The sequence below is a fragment of the Limnobacter thiooxidans genome, from assembly GCF_036323495.1.
Taxonomy (GTDB): Bacteria; Pseudomonadota; Gammaproteobacteria; order Burkholderiales; family Burkholderiaceae_B; genus Limnobacter; species Limnobacter thiooxidans.
The window spans coordinates 1,745,084-1,768,506 of sequence record NZ_AP028947.1; the positions used below are offsets into that span (position 1 = coordinate 1,745,084).

22 protein-coding genes are annotated in these 23,423 nt (G+C 51.2%); 3 read left to right on the forward strand and 19 right to left on the reverse strand.

Annotation, left to right across the window (positions count from 1 at the left end; all coding sequences use genetic code 11):
• Positions 1–78: 78 nt before the first annotated feature.
• Entirely contained in the window at positions 79–915 is an 837-nt protein-coding gene (gene ppsR / locus RGQ30_RS08055; RefSeq protein ID WP_298217223.1) for a posphoenolpyruvate synthetase regulatory kinase/phosphorylase PpsR, read from the forward strand.
• 53 nt (positions 916–968) lie between these two features.
• On the opposite strand, the gene RGQ30_RS08060 is transcribed toward ppsR, so the two are convergent.
• From RGQ30_RS08060 to rpsB, 17 genes are all read right to left on the reverse strand, one after another.
• Positions 969–2,666 carry a cryptochrome/deoxyribodipyrimidine photo-lyase family protein gene (locus RGQ30_RS08060; RefSeq protein WP_338284873.1) on the reverse strand — a complete coding sequence of 566 codons (1,698 nt, stop codon included), beginning with the start codon at positions 2,664–2,666 and terminating at the stop codon, positions 969–971.
• A gap of 48 nt (positions 2,667–2,714) precedes the next feature.
• Positions 2,715–3,536 (reverse strand): TrmH family RNA methyltransferase, encoded by an 822-nt coding sequence (locus RGQ30_RS08065; RefSeq protein WP_130556407.1) that lies wholly within the window; start codon positions 3,534–3,536, stop codon positions 2,715–2,717.
• A gap of 11 nt (positions 3,537–3,547) precedes the next feature.
• Positions 3,548–4,252, reverse strand: coding sequence for a ribonuclease HII (locus tag RGQ30_RS08070; RefSeq protein WP_130556406.1), 705 nt, complete (start codon positions 4,250–4,252; stop codon positions 3,548–3,550).
• Positions 4,245–5,426: a lipid-A-disaccharide synthase gene (lpxB, locus tag RGQ30_RS08075; protein ID WP_130556405.1), complete on the reverse strand. Its 1,182-nt coding sequence runs from the start codon at positions 5,424–5,426 to the stop codon at positions 4,245–4,247. The genes RGQ30_RS08070 and lpxB overlap by 8 nt, the downstream gene beginning before the upstream one ends.
• A gap of 17 nt (positions 5,427–5,443) precedes the next feature.
• Entirely contained in the window at positions 5,444–6,232 is a 789-nt protein-coding gene (gene lpxA, locus RGQ30_RS08080) for an acyl-ACP--UDP-N-acetylglucosamine O-acyltransferase (RefSeq protein ID WP_130556404.1), read from the reverse strand.
• A 12-nt stretch (positions 6,233–6,244) separates the two neighbouring features.
• Positions 6,245–6,694 (reverse strand): 3-hydroxyacyl-ACP dehydratase FabZ, encoded by a 450-nt coding sequence (gene fabZ, locus RGQ30_RS08085; protein ID WP_298217221.1) that lies wholly within the window; start codon positions 6,692–6,694, stop codon positions 6,245–6,247.
• A gap of 28 nt (positions 6,695–6,722) precedes the next feature.
• Positions 6,723–7,808 (reverse strand): UDP-3-O-(3-hydroxymyristoyl)glucosamine N-acyltransferase, encoded by a 1,086-nt coding sequence (gene lpxD, locus RGQ30_RS08090; RefSeq protein WP_130556402.1) that lies wholly within the window; start codon positions 7,806–7,808, stop codon positions 6,723–6,725.
• A 9-nt stretch (positions 7,809–7,817) separates the two neighbouring features.
• A complete protein-coding gene (locus RGQ30_RS08095; RefSeq protein WP_420915174.1) occupies positions 7,818–8,270 on the reverse strand; it encodes an OmpH/Skp family outer membrane protein in 453 nt (150 codons plus the stop codon).
• 96 nt (positions 8,271–8,366) lie between these two features.
• Positions 8,367–10,673, reverse strand: a complete 2,307-nt coding sequence (gene bamA / locus RGQ30_RS08100; RefSeq protein WP_130556400.1) for an outer membrane protein assembly factor BamA — start codon at positions 10,671–10,673, stop codon at positions 8,367–8,369.
• 54 nt (positions 10,674–10,727) lie between these two features.
• Positions 10,728–12,068: an RIP metalloprotease RseP gene (gene rseP / locus RGQ30_RS08105; protein ID WP_130556399.1), complete on the reverse strand. Its 1,341-nt coding sequence runs from the start codon at positions 12,066–12,068 to the stop codon at positions 10,728–10,730.
• 12 nt (positions 12,069–12,080) lie between these two features.
• Positions 12,081–13,280: a 1-deoxy-D-xylulose-5-phosphate reductoisomerase gene (dxr, locus tag RGQ30_RS08110; RefSeq protein WP_130556398.1), complete on the reverse strand. Its 1,200-nt coding sequence runs from the start codon at positions 13,278–13,280 to the stop codon at positions 12,081–12,083.
• Between the two features lie 8 nt (positions 13,281–13,288).
• Positions 13,289–14,131 (reverse strand): phosphatidate cytidylyltransferase, encoded by an 843-nt coding sequence (locus tag RGQ30_RS08115; RefSeq protein WP_130556397.1) that lies wholly within the window; start codon positions 14,129–14,131, stop codon positions 13,289–13,291.
• A 26-nt stretch (positions 14,132–14,157) separates the two neighbouring features.
• Complete coding sequence (locus RGQ30_RS08120; protein ID WP_130556396.1) at positions 14,158–14,946, reverse strand: isoprenyl transferase; 789 nt, start codon at positions 14,944–14,946, stop codon at positions 14,158–14,160.
• A 9-nt stretch (positions 14,947–14,955) separates the two neighbouring features.
• Positions 14,956–15,516, reverse strand: coding sequence for a ribosome recycling factor (gene frr / locus RGQ30_RS08125; protein ID WP_130556395.1), 561 nt, complete (start codon positions 15,514–15,516; stop codon positions 14,956–14,958).
• 30 nt (positions 15,517–15,546) lie between these two features.
• A complete protein-coding gene (gene pyrH / locus RGQ30_RS08130; protein WP_130556394.1) occupies positions 15,547–16,257 on the reverse strand; it encodes a UMP kinase in 711 nt (236 codons plus the stop codon).
• 118 nt (positions 16,258–16,375) lie between these two features.
• Positions 16,376–17,266, reverse strand: a complete 891-nt coding sequence (gene tsf / locus RGQ30_RS08135; RefSeq protein ID WP_130556393.1) for a translation elongation factor Ts — start codon at positions 17,264–17,266, stop codon at positions 16,376–16,378.
• An 81-nt stretch (positions 17,267–17,347) separates the two neighbouring features.
• On the reverse strand, positions 17,348–18,103 hold the full coding sequence (gene rpsB, locus RGQ30_RS08140) for a 30S ribosomal protein S2 (protein ID WP_130556392.1): 756 nt from the start codon (positions 18,101–18,103) through the stop codon (positions 17,348–17,350).
• Positions 18,104–18,276: 173 nt separating this feature from the next.
• Here rpsB and map point away from each other — a divergent pair, with 173 nt between their 5' ends.
• On the forward strand, positions 18,277–19,119 hold the full coding sequence (gene map, locus RGQ30_RS08145) for a type I methionyl aminopeptidase (protein WP_338284882.1): 843 nt from the start codon (positions 18,277–18,279) through the stop codon (positions 19,117–19,119).
• Positions 19,120–19,141: 22 nt separating this feature from the next.
• Positions 19,142–21,730: a [protein-PII] uridylyltransferase gene (locus RGQ30_RS08150; protein ID WP_130556976.1), complete on the forward strand. Its 2,589-nt coding sequence runs from the start codon at positions 19,142–19,144 to the stop codon at positions 21,728–21,730.
• A 31-nt stretch (positions 21,731–21,761) separates the two neighbouring features.
• Here RGQ30_RS08150 and RGQ30_RS08155 read toward each other — a convergent pair whose 3' ends face one another.
• Positions 21,762–22,508: an S-methyl-5'-thioinosine phosphorylase gene (locus tag RGQ30_RS08155; protein ID WP_130556390.1), complete on the reverse strand. Its 747-nt coding sequence runs from the start codon at positions 22,506–22,508 to the stop codon at positions 21,762–21,764.
• A gap of 3 nt (positions 22,509–22,511) precedes the next feature.
• Positions 22,512–23,387 carry a UTP--glucose-1-phosphate uridylyltransferase GalU gene (gene galU, locus RGQ30_RS08160; RefSeq protein WP_130556389.1) on the reverse strand — a complete coding sequence of 292 codons (876 nt, stop codon included), beginning with the start codon at positions 23,385–23,387 and terminating at the stop codon, positions 22,512–22,514.
• Positions 23,388–23,423: the final 36 nt, after the last annotated feature.

Genomic DNA, 23,423 nt, shown 5'->3' on the forward strand with positions numbered 1-23,423 from the left:
CGACTATTTCCCCTGATTTCTTTTTATGATTGTAACTGTTACCCGACCTTTTGCCAGCGATACACACAGGATTGATTCATGTCAGAAAACGCAAGCCAGGAACGCACAGTGGTTTTTGTCTCCGATGGTACCGGCATTACTGCTGAAACCCTCGGCCACTCAGTGCTTTCCCAATTTGAGGGCATCCGTTTCAAGCAGATTCGAATCCCGTTTATTGACTCAGAAGTGAAGGCTATTTCGGCCCGCCAGAAAATCAACGACATTGCCAAATATGACGGTCAAAAACCCATCGTGTTCAGTACCTTGGTGAATTCGGTCATCAACAACGTGGTGAAACAGGCCGACGGCGTGTTCATGGACCTGTTCCTGACCTTCGTTGAACCAATGGAAAAAGAGCTGAACATCAAGAGTACGCACCGAATTGGCCGCTCACATACGATTGCAGACAATGAGCAATACAAGAACCGAATTGAGGCCATCAATTACACCCTGGCCCATGATGATGGACAAACCCACAAGGACTTGCAGGCAGCCGATGTGATTCTGGTGGGAGTTTCCCGATCAGGAAAAACACCGACCAGCCTTTATCTGGCCATGCAATATGGGATCAAGGCAGCCAACTACCCTTTGATCCCGGAGGACTTTGAGCGAGGTGAACTGCCAACTGCCCTGCCCCCGTTCAAGGACAAAATTTTCGGCTTGTCGATTTCACCCGAGCGTTTGAGTGAAATTCGCAACGAACGCAGACCAGGCAGCAAATATGCTTCGCTTGAAAACTGCAGGCAGGAAATCAAGGCTGCGGAATTCATGATGCGTCGCGAGGGCATTAGCTGGTTAAGTTCTACCAGCAAATCGATTGAAGAAATATCGACAACCATTCTGCAACAGCTGAACCTGGGTTCACCGATTTATTGAAGCTGTTTGTTTGCGCCTTTTATTGATGCCATTTACTGAAACCATTGAGCGCGCTAAAACAGGCTTTGTTGCGGGTCGTCCACTACCACAGGCTGATCCGCATTTTCCTTCAGCTTACCTTGACCTGTTTTGACCGATCTGGTTTTCACGGTGCCATTTCGGTTCGGGTTTCTCGAACCATGCTTCTGATACACCCGCCTGGATTCTTCCACAAAGCCCTTGCTTTGACGAAACTCGGTGATGTTGGCACGGGCTTGTGAAATGGCTGTGTCGGGGTTCACAACAGGCCAGGGGTAATGCGTGCCAATCAGGCAGCCGCATTCATGCTGAATCAACAAGGGTGTATTCCAGGGCTCGCCAATCCATTCGTCTGGAATATTTGTCAATTCAGGCACCCAGCGGCGAATAAACACGCCTTGCGGATCATGGTCTTTGGCTTGCTTCACGGGGTTGTAAATTCGCAGGGTGTTGATGCCAGTTACCCCTGATTGCATTTGAAACTGCGGGTAGTGAATGCCGGGCTCGTAATCCAGAAACTCCTGTGCCAACAGGGGCGCAGTGTGCCGCCAGTCGAGCCACAGCTGGTACGAAGCAAATGCCACCAGCATGGCGCGCATGCGGAAGTTGACCCAGCCTGTAGCTTTCAGCATGCGCATGCAGGCGTCTACCATGGGGTAGCCTGTGCGACCTTCAATCCAGGTGGCCAGCCTGTGTTTTTCCTCTGTGCTTAGTTCTGCAGCATTGCGCATGCCATTCAAGCCGCGGTGGGCAGACCGAAACTCCAGCTCGGGCTCGCTTTCCAGTTTCTGAATGAAATGGCAATGCCAGTGCAAACGGCTTTCAAACGACTTGAATGATTGCTTCCACTGAGACTGGGCTTTGGGTGCAAGTTCGCTTTGCGCAATTTGCTCGCGGGCCCGGCTTAACATGTCCAGAATTTCACGAATGGAAATCACCCCAAACGCCAGGTACGGTGAAATACGCGAGCATGCGGATTCAGCGCTCAAGGGGCTGGACATTTCAAAGCGGTAGTTCATGCCGCGTTCACTGAGGAACTCGGCAAGGCAAGCTTGCGCGTGAAGCCGCCCACCGCGCTGGCGCTGCGGCTTGTCGACTTGGTGCCGGCTGTAGAAATGCTCGAATTTTGCCCACGTGGGCCACGGCGTGGTGTTGAGAATTTCACAGGGCAAGCCGTTGTCTTGCAAGTTGGCATGCAAGGAATCTGGAAAATCAAATTGCAGCGCCTGCGGCAACTGCGTGAAATCAGGAACAGGCAACACCGGTTTGCGCATGGTTTCCAGCCACAGCTTACCCCATTCATCGCGATTTTTCAGACCGCGTACCACGGCATTGCTGGGGAATTCCTGCCAATCCACACCCCTGGCCTTGCACCAGCGCATTACCTCTTTGTCGCGCTCGAAACTGGCCCAATTTCCAGTTTCCTCGTGGCTGTAAACCGAGAGTTGCTCGACACCTGACATCAAGAGGGTTTGAAGTGCCACCGGCATATTTGCTTTGGCCAGAAAGAGGGGCACATAGTCGGGCAAAGCAGTGGCCAACTCCTGCAGGCATTCCCGTGTGAACTCAAAGTGCTGGGGCGCACTGTCAGGCTGCTTGATCAGTCTGGGTTCAAGGCAGTACAGCAACACCAAAGCGCCGCCCGTGCTGCGCGCAGCCTCTGCAGCCAAGTGCAAAGGTGCATGGTCGCTTAAGCGCAGGTCTTTTTTCAGCCAAACAAGGTGCAGGTGCATGCGTTCACAATTCAAATACCACTGTTTAATTGTACAGTGTATTTGAGTTTAACGCCGTTGCCTGAATTGTTCAAACAAACACACCGCGCTGCTGCTGCCCACATTCAGGCTTTCAATGTGATGGCTTTGTGGAATGCGGATGTAGTGGCTGGCGCGGTCTAGCCATGCAGGGCTGACTCCCTGCCCTTCACTTCCAAAAACCCAAATACCAGCAGGCTTCAAGTCGGCGTCAAAAAGATCGACACTTTTTGGGTGCAGGCTTGTGGCACGCACGGTCACCTTGCCTGCTGACGCGCCAAGGGCTTTCAACAAATCGCTTTCAGAAAACAGGTGCAGGCTGAATTGGGCGCCCATGCCGGCACGCAGCACCTTGTCTGACCAAACCCAGGCGCTGTGGTCGCTCAAGGCCACTTGCTGCACACCAGCCGCAGCACAGTTGCGCAACAAGGTACCCACATTGCCCGGGTCTTGAATACCGTCCAGCAGGGCGATGTCTTTGCTCAAATCAATGCCTGTGCTTGCATTCTCTGGTTCGAAGAAAATCATCGGACCCGTGGGCGTTTTCAATTTGCTGAGCTTTGAAAACAAGGCATCGCTGAGTACAAAGCAACGCACCAGTCCATTCTCCAGCACGTCACTCAATGCAGAAAGTGTGAGCCACTCGGGTTTGTTCAGAAGGCTTTGCGGAATCCAGACGGATTCAATGTTCACCCCCGGTAAATGCAGCAAGCTTTCAGCCAAGTGCAAACCTTCAGCCGCAGCCAGACCACTTTGACGCAGAGCATTGTTGGAAGCCAGCAAGCGGATTGCATTTTTTAGCCGCTCATTCTGTGCTGATTCGATCAAGGTGAAATTGCGTTCGTAGCTCATGGATTCTTTGTTTAAAACGACAGTTGTTGCTGCGCCCGTTCAAGCGCCTCACGCACAGGGCGGAAAGACTTTCGGTGCACAGGGGTTGCGCCATGTTCCCGCAACAAGGCCATGTGGCGCGGCGTGGGATATCCCATGTGAACATTGAGTTCGTAAAGTGGGTATTGCACCGCATGGGCTTTGCACCATTCATCACGCGCCACTTTGGCCAGAATTGACCCAGCAGAGATGGCTGGAATTTTGGTGTCGCCCTTCACCACGGCAATGGCCTTGTATGGCCATTTTGGCAGCTTGTTGCCGTCCACTGCAATCAGGCATTGTTCTGGCGTCAAGCCAGCCAGCTGAACAACGATATCCACTGCACGCCACATGGCCAGCAAGCTGGCCTGCAAAATATTGAGCTGGTCAATTTCTTCCACTGTGGCCTGCGAAACCGCACTGGCGTGGGCTTTTTCGTGGATCAGCATTGCCAATGCTTCACGCCGCGTTGCACTCAATGTTTTGGAACACGCCAAACCTTCAATCGGGTTGGGCGTGGCCAGCAAAGCTGCACCTGCCACAACAGGGCCACACAGCGGGCCGCGACCCGCTTCATCCACTCCAATCACATGCAGACCATTCTCTGATGCATAGGCTTGAATCTCGTGCCACTCCTGGAGGGGTCTGGTTACTTTGACACGTTGAGGAGAGCTTGCCCTTTTGGGCCGCTCAGCCATGCATCACCTGTTGTATCACCCGGCATGCTATGTCACCTGAAGGTTGAAGCAGGCGTTGGTGCTGCTCGGCAAACAGCCTTTCCAAACGGTTGCGGTTGGCATCGTTGTCCAACTGAAAAAGTACTTTTTCGGCCAGTGCTTCAGGGGTGGCGTCGTCCTGAAGCAATTCGGGCACCGCAAATTCATTCAACAAAATATTTGGCAGGCCCACAAAGGGCATGTAACCCTTGCCTTTCATCATTTGATAACTCAGCCACGGCATTTTGTACGCAATTACCATGGGTTTGCGATACATCATCGCCTCCAGCGTGGCGGTGCCGCTGGCCAACATCACTGCATCTGCAGCGGCCATGCATTCATGTGAATGGCCTTCAACCAGGGTCCATCGATCCAGCAATTGCGGCGGAATCATCGCCTTGAACTGATTCAGCAAAGTACTGCCAGGCGGCATGGGTGTCACAAAGCGCAAATTCGGCTTTTTTTCCACCAATGCCATTGCAGCCTGCACAAAAGCCGGGCCAATGTATTTGACCTCAGCCCCACGGCTGCCGGGCAGCACCGCCAGAAGCTGACCATCCATCTGCAAACCAAGCTTGTTTCGATAAGAAGCAGGATCAATCTCATTGGGTACAAGCGCAGCCATTGGGTGGCCAATGTAGGTCGCAGGTATGCCCTCTTTGGCGAGAATTTCAGGCTCAAACGGGAAAATGCACAAAACATGGCTGCAGGCTGCCTTGATCTTGTGAATGCGTTCCATGCGCCATGCCCAGATTGAGGGGCACACCACCTGAATTGTAGGTACGCCACTTTCGCGAAGGGCCAATTCCAGATTCAAATTGAAATCGGGTGCGTCCACCCCGACGAACACCTTGGGGCGGCTAACGGTGGACCAGTGTTGAATCAGGCTTTTGCGCATGTTCAGCAAACGCGGCAGGTGGCGAAGCACTTCCACATATCCCCGCACCGACAGCTCTTCCGACTGGTGCAAGGCCTTTACACCCAGTTCTCGCAACTTGGCACCCGCAATGCCTTCCAGGCGCAGCGGGTTCTGTAGCGGCTGCGTCTTGATCAGTTGTTCAATTGCAAGCGCTCCTATCCAGTCGCCCGAGGCTTCACCCACAACAATGGCCAAGTCCGCGGGGTCTGCAGGATAAGGGGTCAATGAACCAAACATGAATTAGCGAACATGAATTAGCGCACAATTCCGCGTGTGGCCTGGTCGAGGAACACCTTCATGTGAGCAAGGTGGGGCTTTGCATCTTCGGGGGCGGCCACAGCCAGTGCATCAATGGCTTCCTTGGCATCTGCAATGCTCAAACCCTGGCGATAAATCGCCTTGTAGGCACGCTTGATGTTCAATATGGCATCGGGTGAGAAACCGCGACGCTTCAAGCCTTCGGAATTGATGCCCGCAGGCACAGCCGGGTATCCAGCTGCCATGACAAAAGGTGGCACATCCTGTGTCAGTTTGGTTTGAAACGCAGTCATGGCGTGGTCACCCACGCGTATGAACTGGTGAACACCGCTCATGCCGCCCAGAATGACCCAGTCACCGATAATCACATGTCCAGCCAGTTGAACACTGTTGGCAATGATGGTGTTGCTGCCAATGTGGCAGTCGTGCGCAATATGTACATAGGCCATGATCCAGTTGTCATTGGCCATGGTGGTCTTTCCGCCATCCTGCACAGTGCCCGTGTTGAAGGTGCAGTATTCGCGCACTGTATTGCGGTCGCCGATAATGAGTTCGGTCGGCTCGCCTTTGTACTTCTTGTCCTGAGGATCGCCACCGATTGTGGCAGAACCATGAAAAACATTGTCTTCACCAATCGTGGTGTGGCCGCTGATGATCATGTGCGGCCCTACCTTGGTGCGAGCACCAATTTTGACATTGGGACCAATCACGGAGAACGGTCCAACTTCAACCGTGCTGTCCAGTTCAGCTTTGGGATCTACAATTGCAGAAGCATGTATGGGCATTGGAAAGGATCCTTACACTTCGCGGGCCGTGCACATCAAATCAGCAAGCGCAACCACATTGCCATCCACCAGCGCCTTCGCTTCGTACTTCCAGATGCCGCGAGACACTCGCTGAACCCGAACGTCCAACATCAAAACATCACCAGGCACTACAGGCTTCTTGAAGCGGCAGTTGTCGATGCCCACGAAGTAGTACACCAGATTCTTGTCAGGCGCAGCTTCCATGGATTTGAATGACAGCAAACCGGCTGCTTGTGCCAGCGCTTCCATGATCAGCACACCAGGCATGACTGGGTGCACGGGAAAATGCCCAGGAAAATAAGGTTCGTTGTAGCTCACGTTTTTCTGGGCCAGAATCCGCACATTGGGTTCGAGTTCCAGTACGCGGTCCACGAGCACGAAGGGGTAACGATGCGGCAGATTTTCCAAAATGCCTTTGATGTCCATAACTGGAGTATTCATAGCTTCTGAGTTCACACTTGTTCTAAATTTAGGATTGTTGTTTTTTCAATTCGCGTAGTTCAGTGCGAAGTTTGACCAGTTGTTTGAGCGTCACTGCGGTCTTCTCCCAGTCCTTGTGCTGCTGCAAGGGGAATATACCCGTGTAGGCACCAGGTTCCTTGATACTGCTCATGACCACCGAGGCACCCGATACATGGGTACCATCGGCAATATTCAAGTGACCGAAAATCATGGCCGCCCCTCCCACGGTACAACGCGCGCCAATGCTTGTGCTGCCGGCCACACCCACACAACCGGCCATGGCAGAATGGTCGCCCACGGTGACATTGTGAGCGATCTGGATCTGATTATCCAGTTTCACGCCGAAACCAATCAGTGTGTCATCCAGCGCTCCACGATCAATGGTGGTATTGGCACCGATTTCAACCTGATCACCGATAATCACCTGGCCCACTTGCGGAATCTTGACCCATGCCCCTTTTTCATTGGCAAAACCAAAGCCGTCTGCACCAATGACAACGCCTGAATGAATGATGCAATGGTCGCCGATGAGACTTTCGTCGTACACGGTGACATTGGGATAAATTCGACTGAAGGCGCCGATTTCGACATGATTGCCCAGCACCACCCCTGCTTCAATCCGGCTGCCCTCTCCTACTTTGGCATGGGCGCCAATCACACAGTTGGCTGCGATGCTGGCTGTTGGTGCCACATCGGCTGTGGGGTCAACCACAGCGCTGGGATGCACCCCGGGCTCTGGCTTGAATTCACTGCGGGATACCCACCATTGCTGAATTTTTGCGTAATACAGATAAGGGTCGCTGACCAGCCAGGCCAGCAGACGGCCCGCGTCAGCTCGATTGGCCTTCAGATATTGTTGAAGCTCAATGAATTGAGATTCGCGAACCAGCACTACGCCCGCCGATGATGTGAGCAATTGATCGCGAAACTTGGGGTTGGCCAGAAAGCCGAGATTATTCTGCCCTGCTTTCTCCAGAGATTGGATTCCGGACAGCAAAACATCGGAAGACGCCGAGTTATCGCCGGAAAACGAAGCAAGACGGCCACCAAATGTGGCGACAAGGTCGCCAAGCTTCGTTTCAACGAAATTCATTGATGCGCTTTATTTGGCGTTGTCCAAGCTGCCAAGCACTTGGTCAGTGATGTCAATGCGCTTGTTGGCGTAAACCGCTTCCTGGAAAATGATGTCATAGTTTTCCTTCTCGGCGATTTGACGAATCACGCGATTCGCACGCTCAACCAACTCACCCACAACCTGGTTTTTGCGTTGAGCCAAGTCCTCTTCGAACTCGCGGCGCTTGCGCTGGAAATCTCGATCAGTTTCAGCCAAGTCGCGTTGACGGCGAACTTTTTCAGCTTCTGGCAATGTGATTGCATCCTTGTCCAGCTTGGTGGCTTCAGCCTTGACCTTGCTGGCCAGATCTTCCAGTTCTTTCTGACGCTTGGCGAAGTCGCGTTCCAGCTTCTTCTGCGACTCGACAGCAAACTTGGAATCACGCAGGATCCGCTCAGTGTTCACAAACCCGATTTTTGTGGCAGCCTGTGCCTGCGCCATGGTTGGAAGAATAATGGCCAAGGACAATGCCCCACCAACCAACAATTTTTTCACACTATTCAAAACATTTCTCCACTTTGAATTGATACTTGATTTTTAGAAACCGGTGCCAATCGTGAACTGAACACGTTGCGTTTCATCCTGAGACTCACTATTCAGTGGTATGCCCAAACTGAACTTCAATGGCCCCACTGGCGACAACCAGGAAATACCTACACCAGTTGAATACCGCAAATCACCAAAACTGATTTTTTCGTTGCTCTGGAACACATTGCCCGCGTCAAGGAATGTGAATGCCCTGAACGTACGATCTTTCGTCATGCCGGGAATTGGGAAGAAGAATTCCGCATTGCCGATCAAGCGCTTTGAACCACCAATAGGTACGTTGTCCGCATCACGATCACCAAGTGTTGACGCGCGATAGCCCCTCACCGTGCCAATACCTCCCGCGTACACATTGCGGAAGATTGGGTAGGGTGAATTGCCCAGCCCGAAGCCACCGGTCACTTCACCGTTCAAAGCAAGTGTGTAAAGCTTGCCAATCGGGAAGTAAAACTGTTCCTGGTAGGTGGTTCGAATGAATTCCTGATCGCCCAACGGCGTTGCATACTCGGCTGTCAGGCGAGTAACGCGGCCCCGGGTTGGGGCAATTGCTGAATCACGGGAGTCATATGAATAGCCCGCATTCAAAAGCACGGCATAACTGGAGTTCCCGAAATCATTCACATAACGTTGGAATCGTGCGGGACTAAACTGCCCGACTTCCAGATCGGTACCTTCATAGCCCGCACCAAATGAAATGCGCTCGAATTCGCTGATAGGATATCCAAAGCGCATGCCGGCGCCCGTGGTTTCAATGATGTAGTCGCCGAGATTCAGTGAACTAGGGTCAGTCCGACGGTTATACACTTCAAAGCTGCGGGATACGCCGTCAATTGTGAAGTAAGGATCTGTCTGGGAAAACGAAATGGTTCGATTGACCTTGCTGGTATTGAGCTCAAGGCCAACTGTTTTACCCGTACCAAACAGGTTTTGCTGCTGAATTGCAGCGGACAGAACCAGGCTGTCAGTACTGGATATACCAGCACCCAGCAACAAGTTGCCTGTTGGCTTTTCCTCGACCTGCATGTTCACGTCAATTTGATCAGACGTACCGGGGACAGGTTGAGTTTCAATGTCGACATTCGAGAAATAACCAAGACGGTCCACTCGTTCTTTGGACAACTGAATCTTGCGAGAATCGTACCAAGAAGATTCAAACTGGCGGAATTCGCGACGAACCACCTCGTCCTTGGTGCGAGTGTTGCCACCCACATTCATACGGCGAACATAAACACGCTTGCCCGGGTCAACGGCGATGTTGATATTCACCACCCGTTTCTCACGATCCAGCTCTGGAATGACGTTTGCATTGGCAAAAGCATAGCCGTAGTTACCCAAACGGTCCTGAATGGACTTGGTGGTGTCCGTCAACGCTTCACCATTGAAGGTTTCACCCTTTTTAGCCTGCATCAAGCCACGAAGCTCTGCGTCACGTCCAAGTAGCTGGCCACTTAGCTCCACATCACCAAAGGTAAATTTCTGACCTTCTTTGATGGTGATGGTGATGAAAATATCCTGCTTGTTCGGCGCAATCTGAACCTGTGTATTTTCAATACTAAAATCTGCATAACCACGATTCAGGTAAAACGAGCGCAGCTTTTCAACGTCACCACTTAGCTTTTGGCGGGAATATTGATCGTTTTTGCTATACCAAGACATCAAGCCACCGGTACTCAACTCAAATTCTTCAAGCAGTTGCTTCTCGGTAAACTCTTTGCTTCCGATGATTTTCAACTGTTTGATTGAAGCCGATTCACCTTCATCCACATTGAATGTGATGCCTACGCGGTTGCGAGCCAGTTGATCAACACGTGTTTGAACCTGCGCACCGTATTTGCTACGGGACAGGTACTGGCGCTTCAATTCCTGCTCTGCCTTGTCCAGCAAGGAGCGGTCGAATATCAGTGATTCACCGATACCCACGCCTTTCAGTGCTTCTTTCAAGGTGTCTTTGTCAAATTCTTTAGTACCGTTAATTTCCACGGAGGCGATGGCTGGTCGTTCAACAACGGTGACCACCAAAACATCGCCTTTGGCTGAAATTTTGACATCTTCAAAAAAACCAGTGGCAAACAGGGACCGAATAGCCTGAAGTGCCTTCTCATCCGTGAAAGTGTCACCAACACGAATTGGCAGGTAACTGAACACAGTTCCTGCTTCTGTCCGGCGTAGACCTTCAACCTCGATGTCCTTTACCACAAACTGGTTGGCTTGGGCATGGACCACGCTCACGGACAATGCGCAGACTGCCACGACTGGGTATACCAATCTCGCGGGAAACAGAGTACTTCTTATTGTCATTCAGATCGTTCCTACCAGCCACGATTGGCTGGAACCAATATATGAAGGCACCAACTACAGCAGCCTTTGAATATCATTAAAAAAAGCAACACCGGTCAATACGCCAATGAGCAAAATTCCCAGTTTTTGACCTCTGATCTGCCAAATTTCGTCCACGGGTTTGCCTCTGACGATTTCGGCCAAATAATACATCAAGTGCCCACCGTCCAAGAGAGGTATTGGCAAAAGATTCAAAATGCCTAGGCTAACAGAAACCATGGCTAGAAATCCGAAAAATGGCAGAATTCCCAAGCTCGAAGATTCACCTGCAGCAGAGGCGATAGACACCGGGCCACTCAAGTGGTTCCAGGACAAATCGCCAGTGACCATCTTACCCAACGCGGCGAGTGAAAATACGCTGACTTCAACCATTCGACCGACACCCTCCGTGAAAGACTCGAGGACAGTCAACGGGTGGTTGACGGTGAATGACTCACCCCCAATTGACAAACCCAGACGGCCGACAGATTCACCGTTTTCGGCGCGAAAGGCCTGCGGCACCGCAGACAACATCAATTGTTCCTGATTTCTCAGAATTTCTATCGCAATTTGTTGTTCAGGAAAGCGCTTGACCAGTTCAGTGAATTGAGCAGACGTTTCAACAGGAACGTCATTCACGCGAATCAGGATGTCACCCGACTGAAAGCCAGCCACGGCAGCAGGACTGCCTTCATTAACAGCGCGGACCAGTACGCTTTTCTCAACGGGATTAAATCCAAGCTCACGAATCAGGTTTGGGCCAATTTCCACATCAAACTGATCGCCTGACACCGGTGCAAGATCAACGAGGGTATTGTCACGATTAACCTGAACGGACACATCATTCTGAAATAGTCGGGCCTTGACCAAAGCCCACGACACTTCGCTCCAATTCTTGGTGTCTTCTCCGTTCACTCGAATGACAGTGTCACCCATTTGCAGACCAATTGCGGCAGCCTGGCTGTTGGGCGGGGGTTGCGCTACCCGTGTTGCGAGACCGAGGGGTTGCATGTAGGCGAGAAAGCCATAGATCAGCGCTGCCAGAATCAGGTTTGCCAAGGGCCCGGCGAGTACTACTGCAATTCGTTGCCCGACAGGTTTTCTATTGAATGATTCCGACAAATCAATATCATGGCCCTTCAAGCTATCCGGGTCACGCTCGTCCAGCATTCGTACGTAGCCACCCAATGGAATCCAGGAAATGGTCCATTCCACCTTGGTTTTCTGGTTCACCCAACGGACAATTGGCTTCCCAAAGCCAACAGAGAAACGAATTACCCTGACGCCATAGAAACGCGCCACGGCATAGTGTCCGTATTCGTGGATAAACACCAGAATACCCAAAGCGACCAAAAACGAAACAATTGAATTGAGCATTTACAACCTACATTAAAACTTTTCAGTCAACTGAAAGGCGTGCGAGCGAACTTCAGAATCGAGGGCAAAGGCATCATCCAGAGTCGAGATGGGTCGCCCGGCAAATTTGGATAAACAAGCTTCGGTCATCCGAACAATGTCCATGAATGCAATTTTTTCACGCAAAAACAAGTCTACAGCGACTTCATTGGCCGCATTGAATACAGGCGCCAAGGTGTCAGGATTTTCCAGTACCTTGAAGGCCAGGCCCAACATTGGAAACCGGCTTAAATCAGGGTCTTCAAAATCCAGATGTGCCAATTGGGCTAGATTCAACCGAGGAGAACCGGAACTGATCCGGTCTGGCAAACCCAGCACATGGGCAATGGGCGTGCGCATGTCCGGGCAACCAAGTTGCGCCAGCAGACTGCCGTCCATGTACTCTACGAGCGAATGGACAATCGATTGCGGGTGAATCAATACCGAAAGTTGGTTTGCCGGCAGGCCAAACATCCACAGCGCTTCGATCAACTCCAGACCTTTGTTGGCCATGGTTGCACTGTCTACAGAAATCTTCCGGCCCATAACCCAATTAGGGTGAGCCACAGCCTGGGCTGGTGTTACTTTTTGAAGATCTTGAAGACTTGCCTTACGGAAAGGTCCACCAGACGCAGTCAAAATAAGTCGTTCGATGCCAAAGGAGTCTGCTCGTGCAACGTCAAAGTTTTGAGGCAAACATTGATAAATCGCGTTGTGCTCCGAATCGACAGGCAAGATTGTAGCCCCTGATTCTTTGCAAGCGTTGATCATGAACTGCCCAGCCAAAACAAGCGACTCCTTATTGGCCAACAACACTTTTTTACCAGCCTTCAGGGCTGACAGCGTCGGTTTCAAGCCAGCGGCGCCAACGATGGCAGCCACCACCGTGTTCACCTCGGGACTCGCGCACAGTTGTGCAAGTTCTCCTGAACCTACAACCTCGGGTTGATAGCCAAGTGCCTGGAACAATCGATTATCGTAGCCATTGTCATGCCATTTCTGAAAAGCTGTTGCGTCGCAAATAACCACAATGGCAGGCTGGTGAACACAAGCTTGTTTGAACAGCAAATCGATATTTGCACCTGCAGCCAAACCGTAAACCGAAAACCGGCCAGGGTGACGGGCAACAACATCCAGTGTGTTGACACCGATCGTGCCGGTTGCACCCAATACAAGCAAGGATTGCGGTTTCATGTTTTGGCTCAACTTGCAACAGCAGACACTAATAGCATGGCCAAAGGCAACACGGGCAATTGGGCGTCAATTCTATCCAGAATGCCACCATGCCCAGGCAACAGTTGGCTGCTGTCTTTGACACCAGCGTGCCTTTTCAACATGGACTCAAACAGGTCACCTACCACGCTGTAAGCACTCAATATCAAAAGCCAAATCGAAAAGATCACAGGGTGCCAGCGCTCAAGTGCCACGACCTGCCAAGAAGACTGAAGTAAGGGAAAATCGTTGGCCATGAATACAACTAGCCAGCTGAGTGCAAGTACACTCAAAGCGCCTCCAATTGCTCCCTCCCAGCTTTTGCCAGGTGAAATGGAAGGAGCCAGCTTGCGTTTTCCAAGCGTTTTACCAAAAACGTAGGCAAAAATATCAGCAGCAAAGCAAATCGCAACAGTGCTTAGTAAAAAGACAACGCCGTTTGATTTAGCAAGAATCAAGGCCAGACCTGCCGCCGAGATCAACACAAACCCGACCGCAAGAAAAGGCAGCGATTTCGAAAAAACACCCAAGGAAACCTTTCTTAGACACCACGGTGCAAAGGCAACCCAAAATACACACGACAAAGCCAAAACAGGGTAAGCGTGCACTTGGAGATCAAGCAGCCAAGCCATTGAAGCACAGGCTGCCCCGCCACAGGCTGCAAAAGTGATCGACTGTACTGCACCCAGCCTGCCCAGTTTTGCCCATTCCCAGAAAGCACCGACCAAGAAGACCAACACAAAAATGTTCCAGCCCAAGGATCCGCCTGCCGTGAGAACAGCAAGCAAGACAATTAGCAGTATCACAGCCGTGATGATGCGCGTTCCAAGCATGATTTATGTCTCGATTGAGAATCGATTCACTGGGCAGACTGTCTAACTTGAACCAATGGGGGTTGGATCTGTTCCGAAGTACGACCAAAGCGACGTTCTCTGTTGTTATAGGAATCAATGGCCTCGAGCAGCATGGGCTTGCCAAAATCGGGCCAAAATTTTTCTGTAAAGTAAAATTCGGTGTACGCCATCTGCCAAAGCAAGAAATTTGACACCCTTTGCTCTCCCCCTGTGCGAATGAACAAGTCCGGCTCAGGGCTATTTTGCAGACACAAATGAGGAGCCAAATCCTGCTCAGTAATCAAATTCGGGTTTGCAGCCAAATGCGGATTACTGCTGATCATTTTTCGGGTAGCCTGCAAAATGTCCCATCGCCCCCCGTAATTGGCAGCAATGTTCAGATGCAAACGAGTGTTGTTCTTGGTCAGATCCTGCGCGGATTCAATTGCCGCACGCAATTCGGGTTCGAACATGCTGGTGTCGCCAATTACTTGGAGCTTGATGTTTTCCCTGTGCATGGATTCAACATCAATTCTTAAAACCCGAATGAAAAGTCTCATCAAAAGAGACACTTCCTCGGCTGGCCTGCGCCAGTTTTCCGAGGAAAATGCAAACAAGGTCAAATGTTCTACACCGAGCTCACAGCAAGCCTGAACGGTGCGCCTTACAGCGTCCACTCCACGCTTGTGCCCCGCTACGCGTGGCATCATGCGGGTTTTCGCCCAACGACCATTGCCGTCCATCACAATTGCAACGTGTTTTGGAATGCTGGATGTTTGCGGAACATCCAGAGTTGAGCTGGTGTGATTTGTCATTAAGTTGGCTTACACCGTCATGATTTCAGCTTCTTTGGCCTGAAGCACCTGATCCACTTCGGCAACAAACTTGTCAGTCAGTTTCTGGATCTCGGCCTGTGCACGACGGTCATCATCTTCCGAGATCTCCTTGTCATTGACCAAGCGCTTGAATGCCTCATTGGCATCTCGGCGCAGGTTGCGAATTGCAACTTTGGTTTGCTCACCTTCACCCTTGATGAACTTGGTCAACTCACGGCGACGCTCTTCCGTCAACGCAGGCATGGGAACACGGATGGTTTCGCCCATCGATGCAGGATTAAGGCCCAGATCAGATTCCCGAATTGCCTTTTCCACAGCATTGGCCATATTCTTTTCCCATGGCTGAACCACAATGGTTCGGGCATCGGCCAAACTCAGGTTAGCAACCTGAGAAATGGGCACCATGGAACCATAGTAATCCACCTGCACGTGGTCAAGAATGCCAGTATGCGCACGGCCTGTGCGCACCTTTTGCAAATCGGTCTTCAAAGACTCAATGGATTTCACCATTTTTTCTTCGGTTGTTTTTCGAATGTTTGCAACGCTCATAGTTGAATTCTCACTGCATTGAACGATTAATTACATGTGCACCAAGGTGCCCTCGTTTTCACCAGCTACCGCGCGGTTTAAAGCGCCTGGCTTATTGATGGAAAACACCCGTATGGGAAGTTTCTGGTCACGACATAGCGCAAACGCTGTAGCGTCCATCACTTCGAGATTTTTGGAAATTGCTTCGTTAAACGAGATTGTCTCGTATCGCGTTGCTGTCGGGTCTTTATTTGGATCTGCGGTGTAAATGCCATCCACCTTGGTGGCTTTCAGAACAACCTCAGCACCAATTTCAGATCCACGCAGCGCAGCGGCAGTGTCTGTTGTGAAAAACGGGTTGCCTGTACCAGCCGCAAAAATGACGATTTTCCCTTCTTCAAGGTAACGTATCGCCTTTGGGCGGATGTAAGGTTCCACGACCTGCTCGATATTCAATGCGGATTGCACCCTGGCTTCAACCCCGGCACGCCGAAATGCATCCTGCAAAGCCAACGCATTCATGACGGTGGCCATCATGCCCATGTAGTCCGCGGTTGCCCGGTCCATGCCAGCAGCCCCGGGGGCAATTCCACGGAAAATGTTTCCGCCACCGATTACAACAGCCAGCTCGACTCCGGAGGCTGACACTTCAGAAACTTCTGCCACCATCCGTTCGATGGTCTGGCGATTGATGCCGTAGGAGTCGTCGCCCATCAGGGCTTCACCCGACAATTTAAGTAACACGCGCTTGTATGCTGCCATTCATGCCTCTAGGTTGGTCGTTGTCAGGATTCTATAACGTAAAGCCCGAAACTTCGTAGACACACAAATAAAAAGGGGTGTCCCCGATAGAGAAACCCCTCCTGTCTGCACTAAAAAATTAACGGCCTGCGGCAGCGGCAGCAGCTTGTGCAGCAACTTCAGCAGCGAAGTCGTTAACCTTCTTCTCAATACCCTCACCCACGATGAACAGGTCGAAGCTGTTCACTTCGCTGTTCTTGGACTTCAGCATGGCTTCAACAGTCAACTTGTCATCCTTCACGAAAGGCTGGGACAACAGCGCCACTTCCTTCAGATACTTCTTGATGGAACCATCGACCATTTTTTCAGCGATATCAGCAGGCTTGCCAGATTCAATCGCTTTGGCCTTGGCCACTGAGCGCTCGCGGTCGATGTCTTCCTGGGGAACGCCACTTTCATGCAAGGCTTTTGGCTTGGTTGCAGCAATGTGCAAGGCCACATCCTTACCCACATTGTCGTCTGAGCCTGTGTAATCCACCAGAACGCCGATGCGGCCGCCGTGGATATAGGAGCTCAGGCTTCCCTTGGCTTCTACGCGCTTGAAGCGACGCACAGACATATTTTCACCAATCTTGCCGATCAAGGCTGCGCGAACTGATTCAACTGTGCCCTCGCCCAAAGGCAAGGCAGACAACGCTTCCACATCAGTGGGGTTGTTGTCCGCAATCAGCTTGGCCACGTTGGCTACGAACGCCAAAAAGTCATCGTTCTTGGCAACAAAGTCTGTTTCACAGTTTACTTCAACAATCGTTCCCAGCTTATTGGAATCATTGATATAAATCCCGACTAGACCTTCTGCGGTTACGCGTGCAGCGGCTTTCCCAGCCTTGCTACCCAGCTTTACGCGCAGGAGTTCTTCAGCTTTGTCCATATCGCCTGCGGCTTCGGTCAACGCTTTCTTGCATTCCATCATGGGCGCGTCGGTTTTTTCGCGCAGAACTTTCACCATTGCTGCTGTAATTTCAGCCATTGATCTTCTCCTAACTATCGAATTCTGAATGACATAAAAAAAAGGGGCGACTTGTCGCCCCGTTGGAAGTAGAAAGCCTGATCAGCCTTCTACGCCCTCTTCAGATACTTCAACGAAATCGTCACCGCTCTTGATGGCATCGACTACGTCGTTAACAGCCTGGTCACGACCAGCCAATACAGCATCAGCCACTGAACGGGCATACAAACGAATCGCACGTGCAGAATCGTCGTTACCTGGCACGATGTAGCTAACACCAGCGGGTGAGTGGTTGGTGTCCACGATACCTACCACTGGGATGCCCAGTTTCTCGGCTTCAGTGATTGCAATCTTGTGGTAACCCACGTCACATACGAAGATTGCATCAGGCAAGGTTGGCATGTCTTTGATGCCACCAATGGACTGGTTCAACTTTTCGAGTTCGCGAGCAAACATCAGGGCTTCTTTCTTGGACATACGCTCTGTACCGCCGTCGGCGATAATGGCTTCCATGTCCTTCAGGCGCTTGATTGAAGTTTTCACGGTTTTGAAGTTGGTGAGCATGCCGCCCAACCAGCGTTGGTCTACAAAGGGCATGCCGCAGCGTGCTGCTTCTTCGGCGATGATTTCCTTGGCTTGACGCTTTGTACAAACAAACAGGATATTTCCGCGGTTTGCAGACAGGCGCTTGACAAACTTCAGCGCGTCGTCAAGCATCACGACAGTTTTTTCCAGGTTGATAATGTGAATCTTGTTGCGATGGCCATAGATATAAGGGGCCATTTTGGGGTTCCAGAAGCGTGTTTGGTGGCCAAAGTGGCAACCAGCTTCCAGCATTTCGCGCATTGATGCTGCCATGAATTTCTCCAGTATAGACAGGGTTGAAAAAGTTTGCGCTGGGCTGGAACGTCGCTTATCAACGAAATGTTCAAGCACCCTGTCGCACAAACCTTAAGATTTACTCTTGAGTTCGGACTAACTTCGCAAGTTAAACTCGATCCCAGAGCAGCCAGTGATTATACTCGGTTAAAATACTTCAGCTCAAGCAGGAACCTAACAAAACCATGAATATTGTGATTAAAGATGTGCACGACATTGAAAAAATGCGTGTAGCCGGCCGACTGGCTTCAGAAGTGCTGGATTTTATCGGTCCACATGTGGTGGCTGGTGTGACCACGGAGGAATTGGACAAGCTTTGCCACGATTTCATGGTGAATGTGCAGGATACCATTCCCGCCCCGCTGAACTACGCGCCTCCGGGTTACAGCCCCTACCCCAAATCCATTTGTACTTCGGTCAATCACCAGATTTGCCACGGTGTACCAGGACCCAAGAAACTGAAAAATGGCGACATCATCAATATCGACATCACAGTGATCAAAGACGGTTACCACGGCGACACCAGCCGAATGTTCATCGTGGGCGAAGGATCTCTGGCCGCACGCCGCCTGTGTGAAATCACTTTTGAAGCCATGTGGCTAGGCATCGAGCAGGTCAGGCCTGGCGCCACACTGGGTGATGTTGGTGCAGCGATACAAAAATTTGCAGAAGGTTTTGGCTACTCAGTGGTTCGAGAGTTTTGCGGTCACGGCATTGGGACCAAATTTCACGAAGAACCCCAAGTCCTTCATTATGGACGTCCTGGCACTGGGGTCAAGTTGATAGAAGGCATGATTTTCACCATCGAGCCAATGCTGAATGCAGGAAAACGCGAAATCAAGGAAATGCCGGATGGATGGACCATCGTCACAAAGGACCACAGCCTTTCCGCACAATGGGAACACACTGTGCTGGTCACGGCAGATGGCTACGAAGTACTGACGGTGTCCAGTGGAACTCCCGCAAACCCCCGCTTGAAATCGCAGGCGGCCTGACTTGACTCCGGATTCTGGCCCAATGGAAAGCGTGACATCGCAAACAGACCTTAATAAGCTCAAAGCGACTGTTAAATCTGAGCTGAAAACCTTGGCCCATCAATGGCTTACACCATTTACTGAAGACACTCCGGCAAATTCGGTAGAAACGGCTTTAAGAAAACGATGTAAAGCTGTTGATAATGCGCTACTTTCCATTTGGAAGGCTCTGGATATGCCAGCGACTTACGCCTTGATAGCGGTGGGAGGCTATGGGCGTGGAGAGTTGTTTCCATTCTCTGACGTTGATGTTCTGATTTTGATTGACAGTGAACCAGACGGACAGAACACGGAAAAACTGGAGACCTTTTGTGGTTCTGGTTGGGACATCGGCTTGGAAATCGGGCACAGCGTGAGAACACCCGCTCAGTGCGTGGAAGAAGCCGCCAAAGACATCACCGTGCAAACTGCGCTTGTTGAAGCCCGACTTCTATTCGGAAATATCAAATATTTCAACGATTTAAATGACAATCTTCAAAAGATACTGGATGTAAAAACCTTTTTTCGCAAGAAAACACTTGAACTTCGGCAGCGACATGCCAAGTACCATGAAACACCCTACAGCCTTGAGCCGAATTGCAAGGAAAGCCCAGGTGGCCTGCGTGATCTGCACGTGATTTCCTGGGTCAGTCGTGCTGCCAACTTGGGCAACAGCTGGGCAGAAATGGCGAAACAGGGATTGATCACACCTTTTGAAGCCGCAAAGCTGCGCAACAATGAACGCACGCTCAAGAGGATACGATATCAGCTTCATGTAACAACCGGGCGAAGGGAAGACAGGCTGGTTTACGACGTACAAACCCAATTGGCCGAGTCACTGGGTTACCAGGCTACAACTGGCAGGCGATCCAGTGAACAATTGATGCAGAAGTACTACCTCGCAGCCAAAGCCGTCATGCAACTGAACACCATTCTGTTGCAGAACATTGAGCTTTCCATTTTTGGTTCAAACTCGGCACCAGTTCCAATCGACGATGAGTTTCAGGAAACCGACTCCTTGCTGGACATCCGGGACAACGCTGTGTTCACGCGGAATCCTTCAGCCATGCTTCGCGCGTTTATCGTCATGCAGCAGAATCCGCGATTAAAGGGCATGAGTGCGCGCACCTTGCGCCAACTTTGGCATGACAGGGTCAAGATCAATAGCCAGTTCAGAAAAGACCCTGCCAACAAAGCGCTTTTCATCGAGTTTTTCAAACAACCTCGCGGGATCGTTCATGAATTGCGGCGGATGAACGAGATGAGCGTTCTTGGTCGATACTTGCCCGTATTCCGAAAAATCGTTGGTCAGATGCAGCACGACCTCTTTCACGTATACACCGTGGATCAGCACATCATGACCGTGGTGCGGAACCTGCGTCGTTTCACGATGGCAGAACACGCCCACGAGTATCCGTATTGCAGCCAGTTGATGGCCAACTTTGATGACCATTGGTTGCTGTACCTTGCGGCATTGTTTCATGACGTAGCCAAAGGCCGGGGCGGTGACCACAGCGTGTTGGGCGAAGTGGATGCGCGCAAGTTTTGCAAAGAACACGGCTTGAATCAGGAAAACACCGATCTGGTTGCTTTTTTGGTCAAACACCATTTGACCATGTCCAACACGGCACAAAAGAAGGACCTCTCGGACTCCGATGTGATTCGGGAATTTGCAGAGATTGTGAAAACCCCGAGAAACTTGACCGCGTTGTATCTTTTAACCGTGGCTGATATTCGGGGCACCAGTCCAAAGGTATGGAATGCCTGGAAGGGCAAGCTCCTGGAAGACCTTTACCGGCTGAGCTTGAAGTTTCTAGGCGGTGAGGCACCCAACCGTCGTCAAATGCTGGCAGAGCAACAGGCTGAAGCCAAACGTATCCTGAGACTTTATGCGCTTTCGGACAATGTTCAGGACAAGTTGTGGGCGCAGCTGGATGTGTCATATTTTCTGCGCCAAGGTGCGAGTGACATTGCCTGGCACAGTCGACATTTGTATTGGCGGGTCAATGCAGAACAACCGATCGTGAAGGCCCGCCTGTCTCCCATCGGCGAAGGTCTTGAGCTGCTGGTGTACACCCGCGACGAAATGGACCTGTTTGCCCGAATTTGCGGATATTTTGACTCCAAAAATCTAAGTATTCTGGATGCGAAAATTCACACGACCCTGCATGGTTATGCCCTGGATTCGTTTTTGATTCAACATGACAGTGGAACCGAATTTTATCGGGAAACGCTGTCCCTGCTTGAAGCAGAACTTCAAGACAGGCTGGTCAAGCGCCTGCCACTTGAGGCCCCTGTGTTTGGACGCATGTCCAGGCAATCTCGTCACTTTCCGGTTCGCCCCACAGTTGATCTGATGCCCGATGAAAAAGGAAACCAGTATCTGCTGACCATTTCAGCCACAGATCGAACCGGTTTGCTGTATTCAATCACCAAGTTGCTTGCACAGTACAAGGTCAGTGTGCAAACCGCGAAAATCATGACTTTGGGAGAACGGGCCGAAGACAGTTTCCTGCTCTATGGCCAGTCATTGAACTCACAAAAACTGCAAATTCAACTGGAAACAGACCTGCTGGAACTGTTGTCCATTTGACAGCACTGCTGGGACTTGGCTGCAAGGCGAATTATTCGTCTTGCAGCTGAACCATCGACTTGATGATGCCCATTACCCTGCCCATGCCTTCCTGAACGGTTGTACTGATTTGAGCGTGGGAAATTTCCTTGGCACTGTCACCCACCCCTGCGGCTTGATTCACCACCAAGGCAAGGTGAACGTAGGGTATTTCCATTTCACGTGCCAGGGAGGCCTCAGGCATTCCGGTCATGCCCACAATGTCTGCCCCGTCTCTGGCCAGGCGCTTGATTTCTGCGGCTGTTTCCAGCCTGGGGCCTTGTGTGCATGCATAACATCCACCTTGCGCCACCTGCTCACCCACCGCATCGGCCGCCAGACAAAGGGCCGCTCTTAACGATGAGTCATAAGGCCAGGTGAAATCAATGTGCTGCACAGCCTGACTATCGCCCTCAAAAAATGTCGCAGCACGGCCATGTGTGTAGTCAAGAATTTGATCAGGAACCACCAACTGGCCAGGCTTCCAGTCAGGACGAATTCCGCCTACGGACGCCACCGACAAAATACCGTCTATTTCAAGCTGCGACAGGGCCCAGATATTCGCCCTGTAGTTGATCTCATGCGGAGCAATCGTGTGGCCATAACCGTGCCTAGCGAGAAAAACAACCTCACGGCCAGCAAGCCGGCCGATCGTGAGCGCACCGGAAGGCTCACCGTAAGGTGTGCGCTGAACCTTGCGTTGCGTCACTTCGAAACCGGGAAGTTGACTTAAACCGCTGCCACCCAACACTGCATACATCGCTTAGCCTCTGTTCTTCAAGTAATCGGAGAACTCCGCACTCACCTCGTGATGCTTTAAGCCCAGTTCAACCGTGGCTTTCAAGTAGCCTATTTTGGATCCGCAATCAAAACGTGTTCCGTTAAAACGATAAGCCAGCACGGGTTGATCTTCCAGCAAGGATGCAATGCCATCAGTCAACTGGATTTCACCACCGGCACCCTTGCCTGTTTTTCGAATGTGGTCAAAGATTTGCGAATTGAGCACATAACGACCAACGACAGCCAGGTTGGTCGGCGCGTCCTTGGGTTCCGGTTTTTCAACAATGGCGTTGACGCGCTCTGACCTGTTGTTCCAGGGAGTGCTGGACACAATACCGTAAGATTTGGTGTCCTCCAGAGGCACCTCTTGAACAGCCAAAACGCTGGCGTGCTCGCGCTCGAAGACCTTGACCATTTGATGTGTCACCGACGGCGTGCCCTTGTCAACGTCCATCAAATCATCAGCGAGAAGGACAGCAAATGGTTCGGCACCCACAACAGGCTCAGCGCACAACACCGCATGCCCTAATCCCAAAGGCTCCATCTGGCGAATGTAAATGCAGTTGACATGGCTGGGAACGATGTTCTTTACGAGCTCAAGTAAGGCACTTTTGCCCCTGGCCTGAAGCTCTGCTTCCAGTTCATAGGCTTTGTCGAAATGATCCTCAATGGCCCGCTTGCTTCGACCGGTGATGAAAACCAGTTCAGTCAAACCTGCCTCAAGCGCTTCCTCAACCGCATATTGAATCAGTGGCTTGTCTACCACTGGCATCATTTCTTTGGGACTGGCCTTGGTGGCCGGCAAAAAACGGGTACCCATGCCTGCAACTGGAAATACTGCCTTTCTGACTCTGCTCATTGGTTTGCTCTCGACAATAAAGAAATAGAAAATTAG